Below are 19,515 nucleotides of genomic sequence, written 5' to 3'. Positions count from 1 at the left end.
GCGGCGTGAAAACCGGGGGATACCACATGTATGACATCATGATCTGGGTCGGTGCCGTGCTGTCGCTGGCCGGGCTTCTGGGACTGGTCTGGTGTATCGTCCGGGTGCTGCGGGCCAAACGCGCCAAACTGCCGGACGAGGACCTGCGCAAGGTGCTGCAGTCCATCGTTCCGATCAATCTGGGCGCGCTGCTGATGTCGGTCTTCGGGCTGATCCTGGTCGCCATGGGTGCCTATCTGGGCTGACGCCCGCGCGCCGGTTCCCCGGCGGTCCCGGCCCCTCTTCCGACACAAGCTCGTGCCAGAACCGCGGCCCGCCGAAGCGGTGCCGCGACCGGATCGCGATCAGATCGGCATGTTGTCGAAGCGCGCCTCGACCGCCTCGGCCATCAGCGCCTCTTCCATCCGGCGCAGCCGCGACGGCACCGGGTGGCCCTCTTCCTTCAGCCGCGCGATCACCGTGCTGAATTCCGGTTGCAGCCGCAACCGGGTCTCCGGGCAGGCGGTGGCAAGTTTCTCTTCCAGCCGCGTGGCGGCCGAAACAAGCTCGTGATCGGTCATGACGGTCTCCTCCCTGTCTTCGATTCCCTCGCACGAGGATGTAACATCCTCACGACCCGGCAAAGGGCAACTCAACCAATAGTTGTGATTTCCGGACGAATGGGGACGATCTGCCGCATCCGTCAGCCCTCAGGCATCAGCGATGGGCAGAGACTGCATCAATGAGGAGGAAGAGACTTGAAACATATTCCGATTAGAATATATGTCTTTTACAAAGACCAATGGAGATCCTCATGACCCCCTTTGTGAAAGCCTTTTTCGACCCGGCCACCTTCACGGTGTCCTATGTCGTCCGCGAGCCGCACGGCAAGGCCTGTGCGATCATCGACAGCGTTCTGGACTTCGACCACGCCTCGGGGCGCACCAACACCGAATCGGCGGACAAGATCATCGCCTATGTTCAAGCCGAAGAGCTGAACGTGGAATGGATTCTGGAAAGCCATGTGCATGCCGACCACCTGTCGGCGGCGCCCTACATCCAGGAGAAGGTCGGCGGCAAGATCGGCATCGGCGATCATATCACCATCGTGCAGGATACCTTCGGCAAGGTGTTCAACGAGGGCACCGAGTTCCAGCGCGACGGCAGCCAGTTCGACTCCCTGTTCAAGGAGGGCGACAGCTTCATGATCGGGCAGATGCGTGGCGACGTGCTGCACACCCCCGGCCATACCCCGGCCTGCCTGACCTATGTGATCGGCGATGCGGCCTTCGTCGGCGACACGCTGTTCATGCCGGACTTCGGCACCGCCCGCTGCGACTTCCCCGGCGGGTCGTCCGAGACGCTCTACAACTCGATCCAGAAAATCCTGGCGCTGCCGGACGAGACCCGCATCTTCGTCGGCCACGACTACAAGGCACCGGGCCGCGATGAATACGCGTGGGAGACCACGGTGGGCGAGCAGAAGGCGCTGAACATCCACGTCGGCGCCGGCAAGAGCATCGAGGATTTCGTCTCGATGCGCGACGCCCGAGACGCCACGCTGGCGATGCCGCGGCTGATCCTGCCGTCGCTGCAGGTCAACATGCGCGCCGGCCAGATGCCGCCCGCCGACGAACAGGGCGATGTCTTCCTGAAAATTCCGGTCAACAAGCTCTGAGCTTCACGGAACACCACTTGCGGGCGGCGGACGGATGGGGTCCGCCGCCCTTCGATATCCACGCACCGGGGACGGGACCCCGGCGCCGGAGACTTGCGCGAACACAATAGGGACACGGATTAAATCATGGAAACAGACTGGATCTGGGGCCTGGTCGGCGGATTGCTGATCGGGACGGGCGGCGCCGTCTATCTGCTCGGCAACGGGCGGATCATGGGCGCCTCGGGCATCGTCGGGGGCCTGGTGGACGGCAGCGGCTGGTCCACCCTCTGGGAACGGGTGGCGTTTCTGGCCGGAGTGGTGATCATGCCGCTCATTCTCTGGCCGCTCTACAGCGTCAAGATCGACACCCATCTGACCGACAAGATGTGGGTGATCATCGTCGCGGGCCTGCTGGTCGGCGTCGGCACCCGGATCGCCAATGGCTGCACCTCGGGCCATGGGGTCTGCGGCATCTCGCGGCTGTCGATGCGCGGGATCATCGCCACCGTCTTCTACATTCTCGCCGGCGGTCTGATGCTGGCGCTGTTCCGTCACGTGCTGGGGCTGATCTGATGCGTATCTTCATTTCCCTGATTTCCGGGCTGCTGTTCGGCGGCGGCCTCTTCATCTCCGGCATGACCGACACCGCCAAGGTACAGGGCTGGCTGGATGTCTTCGGCAACTGGGACCCGACGCTGGCCTTCGTGATGGGCGGCGCCATCATCCCGATGTTCTTCGCCTGGCAATTCACCAAGGGCCGCCACCCGCTGGTGGGCGGCGATTTCCCCGCGCCGCCGCGGACAGAGATCGACCACCGCCTGGTGATCGGCTCCGTGCTGTTCGGCATGGGCTGGGGCCTGGCCGGGCTCTGCCCCGGACCGGCGATCGCCTCGATCACCTATAACGGCATGGGCGGCGTAATCTTCATGGTGTCGATGCTGGCCGGCATGCTCGCCGCACCGGCGGTGGGACGCGGTCTGGACAGGGCGGCAACTGCGGCGTAAGGATCGGCCATGGACATCCGCACACTTACCCCCGGCTATTCCGTGTCACCGCAGCTGTCGGTGGAGGATATGCCCGCGATCGCCGAGGCAGGCTATACCACGGTGATCTGCAATCGCCCCGATTCCGAAATCGGCCCGGAGCTGAGCTGCGCCGCCATGCGCGACGCCGCCGAAGCGGTGGGGATCACCTTCATCCCGCTGCCGCTGGACCAGACCACGCTGACGCCGGAAAACGGCATCCGCCAGGTCGAGGCCATCGCCGACGCCACCGGTCCGGTGCTGGGCTATTGCCGCACCGGCACCCGCAGCACGGTGATCTGGGCCATGGGCCAGGCCGGCAAGCTGCCCGTCGACGAGATCCTGACCAAGGCCTCGGCAGCCGGCTACGAGCTGGAACATCTGCGCCCGATGCTGGAGGCCCTCGCCGCCAGCCGCGCCTGATCCCGCTCCGAACGACAGCAACGATAACGGCCCTGCGGGGCCGTTTTTGCTGTCTGACGCACACTTTGGCACGGCGTCAGCAGCCAGCGCAGCGGCTAGAAAAAGCGCGGAACCGCGTCCCGATATCGCTCAAAGGCGGCTCCGTATCTCGCCTGTAGCCAGCGCTCCTCAAGGAAGATGGCCACGAGATAGAGCGGCCCCCAGACCGCCAGGGTCGCAAGGATCAGCGGTGCCGGCGCCAGAAGCGCCCAGCCCCCTAGGCCGAACCAGGTCGCGCAATAGACGGGGTTCCGCGAGTATCCGAAGATTCCGCCGGTCCGCAGCCCCTCCTGGGCGCCGAAGGCATTGCCCCAGCCCAAACTGGCGGTCGCCGCGAAGGCGACCGCGAAACCGGTCGCGAACAGGACCAAGGCAAGCCAGCTTTGCCAGATCGAGATCGAAACGCCGTCGCGCCAGAGCCGCAGCGCTGTCGCACCGACCAAACCGTAGAACATGATGCGGAACAGGACCCTGAACAGCCGGTTTTGCCAGCTTGCCGTCTCTGGCGGCGGCCAGAACGCAAAGGCCGGACGCAGCAGGGCCATCCCCGCCAGCAGCAACAGGACCACCGCCGCCATCAGCGCCGCAAGCGCAAGAAGCCTGTCCGGATCCGTCATCTTCATCTCCCCCGAAAGATTGCCGGGCACACCCCCGACATGCCCGCCTCCTACTCCGGTATCGGTCGCGCTTCGGTCGGCAGGCTGACCCGGAACGCCGCCCCGGCGTGACCGGGCAGATAGTGGATTTCACCGCCCAGACGCTGCATGATCTCACGGCAGATGGCCAGCCCCAGCCCCGCCCCGCCGGCCTTTTCCGCATGCACCCGGGCGAATTTCTCGAACACCGTCGACTGCGCCTCGACCGGGATGCCGCTGCCGTTGTCGATGAAATCCACCACCACCTGATCGCCCACATCGTGCACCGAGACGGTGAGCTCCGGATGCGGCGCATCGCAGTATTTCTGCGCGTTGGAGATCAGGTTGATGAAGACCTGCGCCAGCCGGTCCTGATCGGTGGTCACCCGCACCGTTTCGCTGAGCCGGCGACGGCGCACCACCAGCGCCCCCTCCGCCCCCGCCAGCGCCGAGGAGATCGCCCGGTCCAGCACGTCGGACAACAACCCCGACCGCATGTTCAGGCTGACCTGACCGTTTTCCAGCACGCTCAGATCCAACAGATCGTTCAGCAGCCGCGTCAGCCGCAGCGCCTCGTCATGGATGATATTGGCATAGCGGCTCTTCTCCCGCAGGCTCAGCCCGTCGTCGTCGCGCAGGATCTCGGAAAACGCCCGGATCGAGGTCATGGGCGTCCGGAGTTCATGGCTGATCTGGCTGAGAAAGGCATCCTTCTGCAGCGATATCTGCGTCAGCTTGTCGTTCGCCTCGCGCAATTTCCGGGCGGTGCGGGCGAGTTCGGCGGATTTCACCTCCAACTGGCTGGAATATTCCATCAGCTGGGCGCTCTCATCCGCCACCGCCAGCAGATCCTCGACCGAGACGGAAGAACCGCCGACGATCTGGCCGATCATCGCATGGGCCGCCGCCGCCCCGACCGACCCGCTCAGCTCCCGCTCCAGCCGCTCCAAGAACAGCGGTGTCGGCTCCGGCAGGTGACCGCGCCCGCCCTGCAGCGCCGCCTCGCGGTGGAACAGCGCCTGCGCCTCCCGCGCGCCGAGGATGCGCTGGGTCATGATCATCAGATCCTCGCTCTGCGCGACAGAGCCGGTCCAGCCGCGCGGCCCGGCGGAGTGGTCGAAGACATTGACGAACTGCGCCCCCTGCAACCGCTCCAGCGGGCTGGGAAAGCTCAGCATCGAGCCGGCGAAGAAGGCGGTGGCATTCAGCACCATGCTCCACAGCACCGAATGCACGATGGGGTCTAGCCCCTCGATCCCGAACAGCGCCTCGGGCCTCAGCCAGCCGATACCGAAGGGCCCCTGCGCGAGCACGCCTTGCGACAGGATGCCAGCGCCCATCTGCGGCAGCAGCAGCGTGTAGAGCCACAGCACGAAGCCCACCGTCAGGCCGGCCAGCGCGCCGATCCGGGTGGCGCCGCGCCAGAACAGCCCGCCCATCAGCGCCGGCAGGATCTGGGCGATGCCGGCGAAGGAGATCAGCCCGATGGACGCCAGCGCGGTGCCGCCGCCCGACAGCCGGAAATAGAAATACCCAAGCCCCATGATCGCGGCGATCGAGATGCGGCGCGCCAGCAGGATCACCTTGCGCACATCGCCGGAGACCGACGCGCGATCCCCCCGTGCCGACAGCCAGATCGGCATCACCAGATGGTTCGATACCATGGTCGACAGCGCCATCGCCGCGACGATGACCATCGAGGTGGCGGAGGAGAAGCCACCGAGAAAGGACAGCATCGCCAGCGCTTCCTTGCCCTGCGACAGCGGCAGCGTCAGCACGAACATGTCGGGATTGCTGCCCGCCGGCATCACGTCCAGCCCGACCACCGCGATCGGCACCACGAAGAGGCTGATCAGCAGCAGATAGAGCGGAAACGCCCAGGCGGCGGTGCGCAGGTGGCGTTCGTCGTCATTCTCCACCACCATGACCTGGAACATCCGCGGCAGGCAGAGAAAGGCCGCCACCGCCAGGAAGGTGATCGTCGCCCAGCGGCTGCCGTTCACCTGCCATTCCCCGATGGGCGAGGCGTCGATCCGCGCCAGCGTCTCCGCCACACCGCCGGAGAGACCCCACACCACGAAGACCCCCACCGCCAGCAGCGCCACCAGCTTGACCACCGCCTCAAGCGCGACGGCGGTGACCACCCCGTGGTGGCGTTCGTTGGCGTCGAGGTTGCGGGTGCCGAAGAGAATGGCGAAGACCGCCAGGCCGGCGGCGACCCAGAACACCACCGTCGCCTCGCCATAGCCGCTGACACCCTCCTCGGCGAAGAAGATCGCGAAAGAATGGGTGATCGATTGCAGCTGCAGCGCGATATAGGGGGTGATGCCGATCACCGCGAGGGTGGTGACGCAGATCGCCAGCAGGTTGGATTTGCCGTAGCGGGACGAGATCAGGTCGGCGATGGAGGTCACCCGCTGGCTGCGCCCGACCCGCACCAGCTTGCGCAGGCCCCACCACCAGCCGATCATCACCAGCGTCGGGCCGAGGTAGATGGTGACATATTCCAGCCCGGAGCGCGCCGCGTAGCCCACCGCGCCGTAAAACGTCCAGGCGGTGCAGTAGATCGACATCGACAGCGTGTAGATCACCGGCGAGCGCAGCCAGGTGCCCCGCCCCGTCGCGGCCAGCCGGTCGGCGGCGAAGGCGACGATGAACAGCAGCGCCACATAGCCGAGGCAGACCAGCACCATCAGGTTGAAGGATGCCATCAGCCGCCCTTTCCCGTCCCGCGCATCGCCCCCTTCATCCGCCCGTTCAAGCGCCCGCTCCCAACCCGCTCACCGGCCAACCGGTGCCGGCTCGGTCGCCTCCGCCCCGGGGCCGACGGGATCGGCCGGGCCGGACCAGCCGCGGGTCAGCAGGCCGAACAGCAGGGTACAGAGGATCAGCAGCCCCCAGACGATGAAAATGTAGCGGATCGCCGCCGAGGTGGAGGGCGTGCCCGCCGCCCCGCCCTGGGGCCAGAGCAACGGCACCGCGAACAGCAGCGCCCCCAGCACCGGCAGCAGCCGCGCCGCGTCCAGCAGCCGGCGCCGGCGATAGCTCTGGCGTTCCAGGAACACCGGCGGCAGCTTCTTGGCGGGGCCGGGATCGCTGCCGGTGTCGCTCATGTCCGCTGCGCCTGGGCGTGCAGATCGCGCACCGCGCTCAGCACTTCGGCATTGGAGAACGGCTTGGTCATGAACCGGCTGACCCCGGCGCGTTCGGCCATGTCGCGGTCGCGCGACTGGCCTCGGGCGGTCAGCATCAGCACCGGCAGATCGCGAAACCCGTCGAGATCGCGCAGATCGCGCAGGATCTCCATGCCGCTGCGCCCCGGCAGCATCACGTCCAGAATCACCAGATCGGGGGCTGCGCGGCGGATCACCTCGACCGCGTCGGCACCATCGGCGTGGGTGTCCACCTGCCATCCATCCCGCGTCAGCAGGAAGCGGATCGCCTCGGTGATATTCGCTTCGTCTTCGATCAGCAGAACATGTCGACCCATGCCGATCCTCCCCTCCCCCGGCCCGGTACCGCCGGGCTGCATCCCTCAGGGACCGGCGGGCGGGCGTCTTATTTGTTCGGCTCAGAGTATCCCCGCCGCCGGGACAGTGTCAAAACCCTTCGTCACAGGCCCCCGTCACAGCCCCCCTCAAAGGCCCCCCCTCAAAGGCCGCTGTCACAGGCCCTCGCTCAGGATCGAGGGTTCGCGGCGGGCGGCGCAGGCGGACCGCGGACAGACCCGGCAGCTGCTGCCCACCGGCTGCACCTGCTCGCCGCCGATACCGCCGCCGGCCACCGGCAGGATCAGCATGATCGAGCGATAGACCGGATCGCGGTCGAAATCCGGCTGGCCGTCGGGCCAGGCCACCGCCAGACAGTCGAAATGCGCGGCGCTGCGCCCCAGCTGCGCCACCCGCCGGCGGATCGGCACCAACGGCCGGTTCAGCGCGCTGAAGAGCGGCCAGAGCGGGCAGGATTCGCCATGGCGCGGCAGCGCGAAACCGGGCAGCGGCTTGCGAAAGAGGATCGAACCCGAGGCATCGCAGATCACCAGACCGACCTCATCCGGCAGCACCTCGGCCGGCAGCGCCGCGATGCGCCGGAACACCGCTGGAAGATCGGCGCCGAAACGCGCCGCCAGCGCCAGCGGGTCCAGCCCCACCGAGGCGATGGCGCCGGTGATCTCGGTCAGGGGCATCGCCGCCGCATCGGCCTGATATTGCGCCAAAACCGCGCGGGCCACCTGGCGCGCCGCGCGCGAGGTCAGCTCTGGCGCCGCCTCGATCAGCGGATCCGGCAGTTCCGCGCCCCTCTCCAGCCCGGGGAAATGATGGCCGTGAGCCGCCATGAAGGCCTCCACCTCCTCCTGCGGAGCGCCCCGGCGATCGTCATTCGCCTCGCTGTCGTCCAGATAGGCCACCAGCGCCTTTGAACTGTCGGCCAGCCGGGCGCTGTCCTCGTTCAGGTTGCGGTGAAACCGGTCACGCCATTCCGGCTCCAGCTCTCCGGTCTCGGCCAGGATCGAGGCGGTGGATCGGATCGCCGCGGCGGTCGACAGCACCTCGTGCAGCGAGGCCGCCAGCCGCGGATCGTGGGTCAGCCGGTCGGAGAGCGTTTCGACCGTGCGTTCGAGCGAGGCGATGCGGTGATGCGACCAGGCCAGCACCTCGGCCCAGCCGGGAAACCGGCCGGCGAATTCATCGGCGCGATCGGTTTCGGCCAGCGGCGTGGCCGCGTCGGCGGCGGCCTCGCGCAGCGTGGCGATCAGCGCGGCCTCCGCCCCTTCGGTCAGCATCGACGGCTCGACCCCCAGGACCGAGGCGATATCGATCAGCAGTTTGCCGCCGATTCTGCGCCTGTTATGTTCGATCAGATTGAGGTAAGAGGCCGATATCCCCACTTTTCGGGCAAGGTCGGCCTGTCGCACCCCCTTGATCGTCCGACGTTCCCGGATACGGCTGCCGGTCAGCGTGTCACGAGCCACCTGCGTTATCCCTCCCTTTCTGTCGGCTTTTCAAAGCCTTTCTGCACCGCAACATAATGAAATTGACAATTATTGCGGTGCAATTGTTCATTTGTTGACAAAAATATTCTTCCCTACAAGGGGCTTATTGCGAAATTTTCGGGACCCTTCTCATAATCAATTTGCACAATCGTGCCTGCGCCACCCCCGGGAAGAGGAGCCCGGCGGCGCAAGAACCGAAACGGGAGGATTACATGACCAAGACCACTGTGACACGCCGCGGCGTGCTCAAGAGCGGTGCGACCGCCGGCGCCGGTCTGGCGCTGCCGACGATCTTCACCGCCTCTTCGGCGGCGGCCTACATGAACGAACCCACCGGCGGCACCGTCACGCTGGGCTTCAACGTGCCGCAGACCGGACCCTATGCCGATGAGGGCGCCGACGAGCTGCGCGCCTATGAGCTCGCGGTCGAACATCTGAACGGCGGCGGCGACGGCGGCATGATGAACACCTTCAGCTCCAAGGCGCTGCAGGGCAACGGCATCCTGGGCAAGAAGGTGCAATTCGTCACCGGCGATACCCAGACCAAATCCGATGCCGCCCGCGCCTCCGCCAAGTCGATGATCGAGAAGGACGGCGCCATCATGATCACCGGCGGTTCGTCCTCGGGCGTGGCGATCGCCGTACAGGGCCTGTGCCAGGAGGCCGGCGTGATCTTCATGGCAGGTCTGACCCATTCCAACGACACCACCGGCAAGGACAAGAAAGCCAACGGCTTCCGCCATTTCTTCAACGCCTATATGTCGGGCGCGGCGCTGGCGCCGGTGCTGGCGGCGCAATACGGCACCGACCGCAAGGCCTATCACCTGACTGCCGATTACACCTGGGGCTGGACCCAGGAGGAATCGATCAAGGCCGCGACCGAGGCCCTGGGCTGGCAGACGGTGAACACGGTGAAGACGCCGCTGGCGGCCACCGATTTCAGCTCCTACATCGCGCCGGTGTTGAACTCCGGCGCCGACGTGCTGATCCTGAACCACTACGGCGGCAACATGGTCAACTCGCTGACCAACGCGGTGCAGTTCGGCCTGCGCGACAAGATGGTCAACGGCAAGCATTTCGAGATCGTCGTGCCGCTCTATTCCCGGCTGATGGCCAAGGGCGCGGGCGAGAACGTCAAGGGCATTCTCGGCTCCACCAACTGGCACTGGTCGCTGCAGGACGACGCCTCCAAGGCCTTCGTCAAGAGCTTCGGCACCAAATACGGCTTCCCGCCCAGCCAGGCGGCGCATACCGTCTATTGCCAGACGCTGCTCTATGCCGATGCCTGCGAGCGCGCCGGCACCTTCAATCCCTGCGGCGTGGCCCAGGCGCTGGAAGGGTTCGAGTTCGACGGGCTCGGCAACGGCAAGACGCTGTACCGGGCGGCCGATCACCAGTGCTTCAAGGACGTTCTGGTGGTGCGCGGCAAGGAGAACCCGACCAGCGAATTCGATCTGCTGGAAGTGGTCGAGGTGACGCCGGCCGGCCAGGTGACCTATCCGCCGGATCACCCGATGTTCTCCGGCGGCATGCTGGGCACCTGCAACGCCGGCGCCTGACCGTCTGATCTGACCACGTGGGGGGGTGCGCGCGGACCGACGCGCGCACAAGGGGGCCGCGCCCGGGGTTCTTCCGTGGCTCCGGGCCGGCTTTCCGACACCCGTCACATATCCCACCCGACGGATGGCACCGGCAAGTCCGGAGCGATCCGCCCATTCTTCACCAGAGGCGGGAACCGATGGACGCATTCCTTCTGCAAATTCTCAACGGGCTCGACAAAGGCTCGGCCTATGCGCTGATCGCCTTGGGGCTCACGCTCATCTTCGGCACGCTCGGCGTGGTCAACTTCGCCCACGGCGCGCTGTTCATGATCGGGGCGTTCTGCGCCGTCACCCTGCAACGGCTGTTCACCCTCTCCTTCGAGACCATCGACCCGACGCGGACCGATTTCCTCGGCAATCCGATGAAGGTGAAAACCCCCTATATCGAGTCTTGGTTCGGCCCCGATATCGGCGCCGCGATCATCGACTGGTCGGTGCCGCTGGCGGTGCTGTTCTCGATCCCGATCATGCTCGGCATCGGCTATGCGATGGAGCGCGGGCTGATCAAGCATTTCTACAAACGCCCCCATGCCGATCAGATCCTGGTGACCTTCGGGCTGGCCATCGTGCTGCAGGAGGTGGTGAAATACTTCTTCGGCGCCAACCCGATCCAGACCCCCGCCCCCGCCGCGCTGCGCGGTTCGGTCGATCTGGGCCAGATGATCGGCTTCCAGGCCAATGCGATCATCTATCCGATCTGGCGGCTGGTCTATTTCTTCTTCGCCGCCGGCGTCATCGCCGCGGTCTTCGCCTTCCTGCAATTCACCACTTTCGGCATGGTGGTGCGCGCCGGCATGGCCGACCGCGAGACCGTGGGGCTGCTGGGCATCAACATCGACCGCCGCTTCACCATCATGTTCGGCATCGCCGCCGCGGTCGCAGGCCTGGCCGGGGTGATGTACGGCCCGCTCAACCCACCGAACTATCACATGGGAATGGACTTTCTGGTGCTCAGCTTCGTCGTGGTCGTGGTCGGCGGCATGGGATCGCTGCCCGGCGCGGTGCTGGCCGGCTTCCTGCTGGGCGTGCTGGAGAGCTTCGCCTCCACCACCTGGGCCACCACCACCATCCCCGGCATCAACCAGATCATCATCTATCTGGTCGCCATCATCATTCTGCTCACCCGCCCGCGGGGCCTGATGGGCCGCAAGGGCGTGATGGAGGACTAACCCATGCTGGGACTGGACAAGAAAGACACCACGCTGCTGATCATCGTCGCCTTGCTGACGCTGGGGGCGCCCTTCATCCTCAACCCCTTTCCCGCCGACAGCGCCATGGCGCAGTTCAACGCCGGTTATCCCGACCTGATGCAGCGGTTCGTGATCTTCGGTATCTTCGCCATCGGCTTCAACATCCTGTTCGGGCTGACCGGTTACCTGTCCTTCGGTCATGCCGCCTTTCTCGGGGTGGGCAGCTATTCGGCGGTCTGGATCTTCAAGCTCTTCACCTACAACGTTCTGCCCGCCGTGGCGCTGAGCGTGGTGGTCGCGGGGCTGTTTTCCCTGCTGATGGGCTTCGTAAGCCTGCGCCGATCGGGTATCTATTTCTCGATCCTCACCCTCGCCTTCGCGCAGATGTCCTTCGCGCTGGCCTATTCGGTGCTGTCGAACCCGCGGTTCAACCTGACCAACGGCGAAACCGGGCTGCAGGTCTATGCCGACGATCCCCAGCTGTTCCACAGCGACCGGCTGCCCGATCTGCCGCATCTCTTCGGGCTGTCGATGCGGGCGACCTACCGGCTCGATCTCGGCGGCTGGAGCTTCGATTTCAACGCCGGATACTACCTCTGCGCGGTGGTGCTGATGGCGGTGTTCTACCTGGCGATCCGCATCTTCCGCTCTCCCTTCGGCATGATGCTGCGGGCCGTGAAGTCGAACCAGCAGCGGATGAATTACACCGGGCTGAACACCCGCCCCTATACGTTGGCCGCCTTCGTGATCTCGGGCATGTATGCAGGGCTCGCCGGCGGGCTGATGGCGGCGATGGATCCGCTCGCCGGCGCCGAGCGGATGCAATGGACCGCCAGCGGCGAGGTCGTGCTGATGACCATCCTCGGCGGCACCGGCACGCTGATCGGTCCGGTGCTGGGCGCGGGCTTCATCAAATACTTCGAAAACATCTTCTCGAAGATCAACGACAACGTGCTGCACGGCTGGTTCGGCTTCCTGCCCGACGGGCTGGAGGATGCGATGGTCTTCCTGGTGCATCCCTTCATCGGCAAGGGCTGGCATCTGACGCTGGGCATCCTGTTCATGCTGGTGGTCATCTTCCTGCCCGGCGGGCTGGTCGAGGGCGGTCAGCGGCTGGGGCGCTGGATCAGGCGCCGGCGGGGCGGCAAGGACGGCGAAGCGCAGCGCAAGACCGAACCGGCGGAATAGGAGGCAGCCATGGGCATTCTCGAAGTCAAGAACGTCAGCAAGAATTTCGGCGGCCTCAAGGCGCTGAGCGATGTGAACCTGAACGTGCGGGAAAACACCGTGCATGCGATCATCGGCCCCAACGGCGCCGGCAAGTCCACCCTGCTGAACTGCCTGGTGGGCAAGCTGATCCCCGACACCGGATCGGTGATGTTCGACGGCCAGTCGGTGCTGGGCCGCAAGCCGTTCGAGATCAACCAGATGGGGATTTCCCGGGTGTTCCAGACGCCCGAGATCTTCGGCGATCTGACGGTGATGGAAAACATGCTGATCCCGATCTTCGCCCGCCGCGACGGCGCCTTTCGCATGCACGCCATCGAAAGCATTCGCAACGAGGCCGGCGTGATCGAGCAGGCCGAAAAGATGCTGATCGACATGAACATGATCGACAAGCGCCACATGCACGCGGCCTCGATGTCGCGCGGTGACAAGCGGCGGCTGGAAATCGGCATGTGCCTGAGTCAGGAACCGCGGCTGCTGCTGCTGGACGAACCCACCGCCGGCATGGCGCGGGCCGATACCAACAACACCATCGACCTGCTGAAGCAGATCAAGGCGGAACGCGATATCACCATCGCCATCATCGAACACGACATGCATGTGGTGTTCTCCCTCGCCGACCGGATCACCGTGCTGGCGCAGGGCACGCCGCTGGTCGAGGACGAGCCGCAGAACATCCGCGGCAATCCCAAGGTGCGCGAAGCGTACCTGGGCGAAACCGCGTAACGGAGGGCCACGAAATGAACGTCAAACCCGACTTTTCCAGGAACGCCAACCAGGCCCAGACCGCCCCGGCCTTTCTGTCGGTCTGGGACATGCATGCCTATTACGGCGAGAGCTATATCGTGCAGGGCGTCTCCTTCAACGTGCATGAGGGAGAGATCCTGGCGCTTCTGGGCCGCAACGGCGCCGGCAAGACCTCGACCCTGCGGGCCATCGCCCGCACCGGCAGCCCGCAGGTGACGCGCGGAGAGATCTGGCTGGATCACAAGCCCCTGCACGCCATGACCTCTTACGAGGCGGCGACCGCGGGGCTGGGGCTGGTGCCGGAGGATCGCCGCATCATTCCCGGGCTGACGGTGGAAGAGAACCTGCAACTGGCGCAGATCGCCCCTCCCATCGGCTGGAGCATCGACCGTCTTTACGAACTCTTCCCCCGTCTGGGCGAGCGTCGCAAGCAGGAGGGGGTGACGCTGTCGGGCGGCGAACAGCAGATGCTGGCGATCGCCCGGGCGCTGGCCCGCGACATCAAGGTGCTGCTGCTGGACGAACCCTATGAGGGGCTCGCCCCGGTCATCGTGGATGAGATCGAAAAGACCCTCATCCACATCAAGGAACAGGGGATGACCACGATTCTGGTCGAACAGAACGCGGTGCGCGCGCTGCAGCTGGCGGATCGCGCGATCATCCTCGACACCGGCTCCATCGTCTTCGACGGCTCCGCCGCCGAGGTGCTGGAGGATGCGGATCTGCGCGCCGAATATCTGGCGATCTGATCTTCTCCCTGCTGCGGGGGTCCCTGTCCCCCGCACTCCGGACGGGCTGCCCGGCGCGGGGTGGCCCGTCCTTTTTTCGTCCCGATCGAACCGACGCAGGCAGCTCCGGCACCCGGATCAGTCCGGCAGGGAAACCTTGACGATGGTGCCCTGCGCCGCAGCGCAGAGCTTTTCCGCCCCGTCCTGCAGCGCGAAGATGTCACAGCGGCAGACTGCCTGGGTCTTGCCATGGGACAGCACGCTGGCCCGGGCGATCAGCCGCTGCCCCAGCCCCGGGCGGGTATAATTCACCTTGATCTCGGAGGTGAGTACCCCCTTCAGCACCGACCCGCCGGCAAAGGTCAGGGCGGTATCGGCGAGATAGGCCAGAACGCCGCCATGAACGAAACCGTTCTGCTGTTTGAGCTGATCGGTGACCGGCAGCGCGATCTCCGCCTCGCCCGGCACGAAACGGGTCAGCTCCGCCCCGACCATCTGCGAAAACGGCTGCGCCGCCAGCACCGCGCGGCCATGCTCCAGAAACTCCATGGGTCTCCCCCCTTCTCTGATCTTGCGGACCCTCACGGGCCGTCCTCCGGCGGCAAGGATCGGAAGCGGCCCCAGGCCTGTCCAGCACGACCCGGCGTCATCGCCACGCCTGCCGTGCCGTCAAACCCCTGCGTCTGCGGCCTAAACCCGGGTTATAGGCGCGCACTGGCGGGAAAAATCCGCCGCTCTCCACCCTCGGTTCAATTCCTCGCCGTCGCCCGCCGGTCCAGATCGGCAGCACCGGCGCCGGGAGCCATCCCGACCGGTTCATGTGACCCCAGAGTGTGATCCCTGAAGGAGACCCGAAGATGAAATTCACCCATGCCGCCCTGCTCGCCCTGACGCTTGCCCTGCCCGCCACCGGCGCCCTGGCCTCCGACCGCAGCGTGCCGAGCGATACCGCCGACAAGATCCGCGCCACCCTGACCGAGCAGGGCTATGAGGTGCGCAAGATCAAGATGGAGGACGGGATGTATGAGGCCTATGTGATCAAGGACGGCATGAAACAGGAAATCTACCTCGACGCCGATCTGAAGATCGTCCGCAGCAAGGACAACGACTGATCGCGTCCGGCGCCGCCGCCCCCCTGACGTCCCCCCGACATCCCCCTGGCGCGGCGGCGTCCCCTTATGGATCGACCAGCTCCCCTGAGAGAAAGGAAAGCAAGATGACAAGAACCCGGGTCTGGGACCCCGCCGTGCGCCTGTTTCACTGGTCCCTGGTGGCGGGCTTCGCCGCCAATGCGCTCTTCGTCGACGAAGAGAGCAAGCTGCACCATTGGATCGGGTACTTCGTCGTCGGCCTCGTGGTTTTCCGCATCCTCTGGGGACTGGTCGGCAGCCGCTATGCCCGGTTTTCCAGCTTTCCGCCCAGCCTGTCCGGCGCAGTGGGGCAGATGACCGATATCGCCACCCATCGCACCCATCCGCATGTCGGCCACTCGCCGCTGGGGGCGCTGATGATCTACAACCTGATCCTGACGCTGCTGGCCATCGGCCTGACCGGCTATCTGATGACCACCGACATGTTCTGGGGCGTCGAGGGCCCGGAGGAGCTGCATGAGGCCTTCGTCACCTGGGCCGAAATCTCGGTCGTCGCGCATATCGCGGCTGTGGCCTTCGAGAGCCGCCGGACCAAAGTCAATCTGGCACGGGCGATGATCACCGGGTACAAGGACCTGCCGGAGAGCTGACCCGACGCCGAACAGACCACGCCGAACTGACAGGGCCGAATGACTGCCATGGAGACCACCTCCCGCTCCGACAGCCGGAAAATCCCGCTGGTCCTGACCGTCCTGATCGCCGTCCAGGTGTTCTGCGCGGCGATCTTCATTGGCGATCTTCTGGCTGACAGCTGGCACCCGAAACTGAGCACCGCCGACCTGATCCACCTGGCCATCGAGGCGGTGGCGACGCTGGGTCTGGTCGCCGGCATCATCTTCGAGATCCGCTATCTGCTGTCGCTGTTGCGCCGCAAGGCGCATCTGGAAGACAGCCTGCGGGCCGCCAATGCCGCGGTCCACACCGTGATCGAGGCGGAGTTCGACGCCTGGGCATTGACGCCCGCCGAACGCGATGTGGCGAGCTTTCTGGTCAAGGGCCTCTCCATCGCCGAAATCGCCGAGCTGCGCGGCAGCGCCGAGGGCACGGTCAAGGCGCATCTGAACGCGATCTACCGCAAGTCCGGCACCCGCAACCGGGCCGAGATGCTGAGCCATCTGATCGACACCATGATGGGCAACCGCCCCGCTCTTCCCCCCGACCCCGATCCCGCCTGACCGGCCCGCCTCCGGGCGGGGGCGGAGGTTTCGCTTGTCGCCCGGGGTTTCGCGGCCCTAGATGGAGACATGAGGATCTGTGCCATCACCATGGTGTATCGCGATCACTGGGCGCTGTCGCAGTGGTACATGCACTATGCCCGCCATCTGGGGGCGAAGAACCTCTTCATCGTCGCCCATGGGGCCGATCCGATGCTGCCCCGGCTCTGTCCCGGCGCCAATATCCTCACCGTGCCGCGCGACCGGCTGGAGGGATTCGATGCCCTGCGCGACCGGCTGCTGAACGGTCTGCTGTCGGGGCTGCTGGCGGTCTACGACTGGGCCATCCGCACCGATGCCGACGAGCTGGTCTGCCTCGATCCCGCGCTTTACGACAGTTTCGAAAGCTTCTTTGCCGCGCAAACCGGACAGGCGGTTTTCGCGCTGGGGCTGAACCTGGCCGAACGGCCCGGCGATCCCCGTGTGCCCGATGGCGATCCGGTGCTGAAACACCGGCCCGCGGCGGCGTTTTCCAGCCATTATTCCAAGGCCTGGGCGGCGCGCGGCGATGTCCGGCTGGTTCGTCATGGCGTCCAGGTCCGCCCGCGGCTGGTGCCCCGGTTCCCCTTTGTCCTGCCGCCCGGGGTCTATCTGATCCACCTGAAATACGCCTTTCGCCCGGCGCTTCTGGCCGCCAACCACCACCGGCGCGAGATCGCCGGCGGCCCGGGCAAGGGGTTGCCGGGACCGGCCTGGGCGAAACCGCTGTTGGCCGCCCGCAAGTTCTATGACGGGTTCGAAGCGCTGCCCGAAGCGCCCTGGGACCCTGCGGCAGAGGCCGCGCTCGCCACGATCGCCGCCGAACCGGCGCGCGACGCCAAACGCGGGCTGATCCGCGCCCGCAACCACCGCTTCACCAGCCGCACCACCCTGCCCGAACGGCTGCGCGGGGCTTGAGCGGGGCTTGGGCCGATCGGTCACGCAGCCGTGTAGCCTTTGGCTGCGGCATCTGCGCTTTTCACCGTTTCCGCCATGGCCTATAAGCCCACATGATTTGCATGCCGCCCGATCTCCCTCCGGCGCGGTTCAAACGGGTCGAGGAACGATATGACGAATAAAACAACCGACGCGGATGTGGCTTTCATCAAGGCCCTTGCGGAGCTTCTGCAAGAGAACGACCTGACCGAGCTTGAGGTCAAGCGCGAGTACAGCGAAGACAACAGCCTGAACGTGCGGGTGAGCCGTGCCGCGCCGATCGCCGCACCGGTGGCGATGGCCGCCCCGGCACCGGTCGCCGCCGCACCGGCTGCCGCCCCCGCAGCGGCCCCGGCCGCCGCCGCCGCACCGCAGGAAGATCCCGCCTCCCATCCCGGCGCCGTGACCTCTCCGATGGTCGGCACCATCTATCTGCAGCCCGAACCCGGCGCGCCGAAGTTCATCAAGGTCGGCGCCACCGTCGATGAGGGCGACACGCTGCTGATCGTCGAGGCGATGAAGACCATGAACCACATCCACGCACCGCGCGCCGGGACGGTCAAACGCATCCTGGTCGACGACGGCGCCGCGGTCGAATTCGGGACTCCCCTGGTCATCATCGAGTAAGGGGCCGAGATGTTCGACAAGATTCTGATTGCGAACCGGGGCGAGATCGCCCTGCGCGTGATCCGCGCCGCCCGCGAGATGGGGATTGCCACGGTCGCCGTGCATTCCACCGCCGACAGCGATGCGATGCATGTGCGCATGGCCGATGAATCGATCTGCATCGGTCCGCCGCCCAGCCCGCAAAGCTACCTGAACATGCCCGCCATCATCTCCGCCTGCGAGATCACCGGCGCGCAGGCGATCCATCCCGGCTATGGCTTCCTGTCGGAGAACGCCAACTTCGTGCAGATCGTCGAAGATCACGGCATCACCTTCATCGGCCCCACCGCGGAGCATATCCGCATCATGGGCGACAAGATCACCGCCAAGGACACGATGAAGGCGCTGGGTGTGCCCTGCGTGCCCGGCTCCGACGGCGGCGTGCCCGATCTGGAAACCGCCCAGCGTGTCGGCGCCGAGATCGGCTATCCGGTGATCATCAAGGCGACCGCCGGCGGCGGCGGCCGAGGCATGAAGGTGGCGCTGACCGCCGCCGACATGGAACATGCCTTCCATACCGCCCGGGCCGAGGCCAAGGCCGCCTTCGGCAACGATGAGGTCTATATCGAAAAATACCTCACCACGCCGCGGCACATCGAAATTCAGGTCTTCGGCGACGGCAAGGGCAAGGCGGTCCACCTGGGGGAACGCGACTGTTCGCTGCAGCGCCGCCACCAGAAGGTGCTGGAAGAGGCCCCCGGCCCCTGCATCAGCGCCGAGGAACGCGCCCGCATCGGTCAGGTCTGCGCCGAGGCGGTGGCCAAGATCAACTATATCGGCGCCGGCACCATCGAGTTTCTCTACGAGAAGGGCGAGTTCTACTTCATCGAGATGAACACCCGCCTGCAGGTGGAACACCCGGTGACCGAGGCGATCTTCGGCGTCGATCTGGTGCGGGAGCAAATCCTGGTCGCTGCCGGCGAGCCGATGTCTTTCGGGCAGGACGATCTGACCATCAACGGCCATGCCATCGAAGTGCGGATCAATGCCGAACGGCTGCCGAACTTCGCCCCCTGCCCCGGCAAGATCAGCGCCTATCACGCCCCCGGCGGGCTGGGGGTGCGGATGGATTCCGCGCTCTATGACGGCTATTCGATCCCGCCCTATTACGACAGCCTGATCGGCAAGCTGATCGTGCATGGCCGCGACCGGGCCGAGGCGCTGGCGCGTCTGAACCGCGCGCTGGGAGAACTGATCGTCGACGGCGTGGACACCACCGTGCCGCTGTTCAGCGCGCTGCTGCAGGAGCCCGACGTGCTCGGCGGCAACTACAACATCCACTGGCTGGAAAAATGGCTTGAGGATCATCTGGGCGCCTGAGCTTT

General features: G+C 65.8%; 23 protein-coding genes. 16 read left to right on the top strand and 7 right to left on the bottom strand.

Annotation, left to right across the window (positions count from 1 at the left end; genetic code table 11):
• The first annotated feature begins 26 nt into the window (after positions 1 to 26).
• Complete coding sequence (locus tag QO033_RS07815) at positions 27 to 245, top strand: hypothetical protein (protein ID WP_284480394.1); 219 nt, start codon at positions 27 to 29, stop codon at positions 243 to 245.
• Between the two features lie 99 nt (positions 246 to 344).
• Here QO033_RS07815 and QO033_RS07810 read toward each other — a convergent pair whose 3' ends face one another.
• Positions 345 to 560, bottom strand: a complete 216-nt coding sequence (locus QO033_RS07810) for a hypothetical protein (RefSeq protein ID WP_284480393.1) — start codon at positions 558 to 560, stop codon at positions 345 to 347.
• 233 nt (positions 561 to 793) lie between these two features.
• Here QO033_RS07810 and QO033_RS07805 point away from each other — a divergent pair, with 233 nt between their 5' ends.
• The 4 genes from QO033_RS07805 to QO033_RS07790 all read left to right on the top strand — a co-directional run bounded on the left by QO033_RS07805 (position 794) and on the right by QO033_RS07790 (position 3,084).
• Complete coding sequence (locus tag QO033_RS07805) at positions 794 to 1,657, top strand: MBL fold metallo-hydrolase (RefSeq protein ID WP_284480392.1); 864 nt, start codon at positions 794 to 796, stop codon at positions 1,655 to 1,657.
• 126 nt (positions 1,658 to 1,783) lie between these two features.
• Positions 1,784 to 2,212 carry a YeeE/YedE family protein gene (locus QO033_RS07800; RefSeq protein WP_284480391.1) on the top strand — a complete coding sequence of 143 codons (429 nt, stop codon included), beginning with the start codon at positions 1,784 to 1,786 and terminating at the stop codon, positions 2,210 to 2,212.
• Positions 2,212 to 2,643, top strand: coding sequence for a DUF6691 family protein (locus QO033_RS07795; RefSeq protein ID WP_284480390.1), 432 nt, complete (start codon positions 2,212 to 2,214; stop codon positions 2,641 to 2,643). Before QO033_RS07800 ends, QO033_RS07795 begins: the two co-directional genes overlap by 1 nt.
• Positions 2,644 to 2,652: 9 nt before the next feature.
• Positions 2,653 to 3,084: a TIGR01244 family sulfur transferase gene (locus QO033_RS07790; protein ID WP_284480389.1), complete on the top strand. Its 432-nt coding sequence runs from the start codon at positions 2,653 to 2,655 to the stop codon at positions 3,082 to 3,084.
• A gap of 95 nt (positions 3,085 to 3,179) precedes the next feature.
• Here QO033_RS07790 and QO033_RS07785 read toward each other — a convergent pair whose 3' ends face one another.
• The 5 genes from QO033_RS07785 to QO033_RS07765 form a co-directional block, all read right to left on the bottom strand.
• On the bottom strand, positions 3,180 to 3,740 hold the full coding sequence (locus QO033_RS07785; RefSeq protein WP_284480388.1) for a methyltransferase family protein: 561 nt from the start codon (positions 3,738 to 3,740) through the stop codon (positions 3,180 to 3,182).
• Positions 3,741 to 3,790: 50 nt separating this feature from the next.
• Positions 3,791 to 6,469: a sensor histidine kinase gene (locus QO033_RS07780; protein ID WP_284480387.1), complete on the bottom strand. Its 2,679-nt coding sequence runs from the start codon at positions 6,467 to 6,469 to the stop codon at positions 3,791 to 3,793.
• 69 nt (positions 6,470 to 6,538) lie between these two features.
• Complete coding sequence (locus QO033_RS07775; RefSeq protein WP_284480386.1) at positions 6,539 to 6,871, bottom strand: hypothetical protein; 333 nt, start codon at positions 6,869 to 6,871, stop codon at positions 6,539 to 6,541.
• Complete coding sequence (locus QO033_RS07770; RefSeq protein WP_284480385.1) at positions 6,868 to 7,248, bottom strand: response regulator transcription factor; 381 nt, start codon at positions 7,246 to 7,248, stop codon at positions 6,868 to 6,870. Before QO033_RS07770 ends, QO033_RS07775 begins: the two co-directional genes overlap by 4 nt.
• Before the next feature lie 174 nt (positions 7,249 to 7,422).
• Positions 7,423 to 8,730 carry a helix-turn-helix transcriptional regulator gene (locus tag QO033_RS07765; RefSeq protein ID WP_284480384.1) on the bottom strand — a complete coding sequence of 436 codons (1,308 nt, stop codon included), beginning with the start codon at positions 8,728 to 8,730 and terminating at the stop codon, positions 7,423 to 7,425.
• A gap of 233 nt (positions 8,731 to 8,963) precedes the next feature.
• Between QO033_RS07765 and QO033_RS07760 the strand changes: the two genes are divergently transcribed.
• The 5 genes from QO033_RS07760 to QO033_RS07740 all read left to right on the top strand — a co-directional run bounded on the left by QO033_RS07760 (position 8,964) and on the right by QO033_RS07740 (position 14,265).
• Positions 8,964 to 10,310 (top strand): substrate-binding protein, encoded by a 1,347-nt coding sequence (locus tag QO033_RS07760; protein ID WP_284480383.1) that lies wholly within the window; start codon positions 8,964 to 8,966, stop codon positions 10,308 to 10,310.
• Between the two features lie 179 nt (positions 10,311 to 10,489).
• The gene (locus QO033_RS07755; protein WP_284480382.1) at positions 10,490 to 11,521 is read left to right on the top strand and encodes a branched-chain amino acid ABC transporter permease; all 1,032 of its coding nucleotides are present in this window, start codon (positions 10,490 to 10,492) and stop codon (positions 11,519 to 11,521) included.
• 3 nt (positions 11,522 to 11,524) lie between these two features.
• Positions 11,525 to 12,730, top strand: a complete 1,206-nt coding sequence (locus QO033_RS07750) for a branched-chain amino acid ABC transporter permease (RefSeq protein ID WP_284480381.1) — start codon at positions 11,525 to 11,527, stop codon at positions 12,728 to 12,730.
• Between the two features lie 9 nt (positions 12,731 to 12,739).
• The gene (locus QO033_RS07745; RefSeq protein WP_284480380.1) at positions 12,740 to 13,495 is read left to right on the top strand and encodes an ABC transporter ATP-binding protein; all 756 of its coding nucleotides are present in this window, start codon (positions 12,740 to 12,742) and stop codon (positions 13,493 to 13,495) included.
• A gap of 14 nt (positions 13,496 to 13,509) precedes the next feature.
• Positions 13,510 to 14,265: an ABC transporter ATP-binding protein gene (locus QO033_RS07740; RefSeq protein ID WP_284480379.1), complete on the top strand. Its 756-nt coding sequence runs from the start codon at positions 13,510 to 13,512 to the stop codon at positions 14,263 to 14,265.
• A gap of 117 nt (positions 14,266 to 14,382) precedes the next feature.
• Here the strand turns inward: QO033_RS07740 and QO033_RS07735 are convergent, their stop codons facing one another.
• The gene (locus tag QO033_RS07735) at positions 14,383 to 14,793 is read right to left on the bottom strand and encodes a PaaI family thioesterase (RefSeq protein WP_284480378.1); all 411 of its coding nucleotides are present in this window, start codon (positions 14,791 to 14,793) and stop codon (positions 14,383 to 14,385) included.
• A gap of 308 nt (positions 14,794 to 15,101) precedes the next feature.
• On the opposite strand from QO033_RS07735, the gene QO033_RS07730 reads away from it, so the two are divergent.
• The 6 genes from QO033_RS07730 to accC all read left to right on the top strand — a co-directional run bounded on the left by QO033_RS07730 (position 15,102) and on the right by accC (position 19,510).
• Positions 15,102 to 15,356, top strand: coding sequence for a PepSY domain-containing protein (locus tag QO033_RS07730; protein ID WP_284480377.1), 255 nt, complete (start codon positions 15,102 to 15,104; stop codon positions 15,354 to 15,356).
• A 104-nt stretch (positions 15,357 to 15,460) separates the two neighbouring features.
• Positions 15,461 to 15,985: a cytochrome b/b6 domain-containing protein gene (locus QO033_RS07725; protein WP_284480376.1), complete on the top strand. Its 525-nt coding sequence runs from the start codon at positions 15,461 to 15,463 to the stop codon at positions 15,983 to 15,985.
• Between the two features lie 39 nt (positions 15,986 to 16,024).
• Positions 16,025 to 16,570 (top strand): helix-turn-helix transcriptional regulator, encoded by a 546-nt coding sequence (locus QO033_RS07720; protein ID WP_284480375.1) that lies wholly within the window; start codon positions 16,025 to 16,027, stop codon positions 16,568 to 16,570.
• 69 nt (positions 16,571 to 16,639) lie between these two features.
• A complete protein-coding gene (locus QO033_RS07715) occupies positions 16,640 to 17,506 on the top strand; it encodes a glycosyltransferase family 2 protein (RefSeq protein WP_284480374.1) in 867 nt (288 codons plus the stop codon).
• A gap of 150 nt (positions 17,507 to 17,656) precedes the next feature.
• Positions 17,657 to 18,151: an acetyl-CoA carboxylase biotin carboxyl carrier protein gene (accB, locus tag QO033_RS07710; protein ID WP_284480373.1), complete on the top strand. Its 495-nt coding sequence runs from the start codon at positions 17,657 to 17,659 to the stop codon at positions 18,149 to 18,151.
• Between the two features lie 9 nt (positions 18,152 to 18,160).
• Entirely contained in the window at positions 18,161 to 19,510 is a 1,350-nt protein-coding gene (gene accC, locus QO033_RS07705) for an acetyl-CoA carboxylase biotin carboxylase subunit (RefSeq protein WP_284480372.1), read from the top strand.
• The last annotated feature ends 5 nt before the right edge of the window (positions 19,511 to 19,515 follow it).

Source organism: Pseudodonghicola flavimaris, from assembly GCF_030164425.1.
In the GTDB taxonomy this organism is placed as follows: domain Bacteria; phylum Pseudomonadota; class Alphaproteobacteria; order Rhodobacterales; family Rhodobacteraceae; genus Pseudodonghicola; species Pseudodonghicola flavimaris.
The sequence above is the reverse complement of the archived record's forward strand: the minus strand, read 5'-3'. Positions and strand labels throughout refer to the sequence as shown.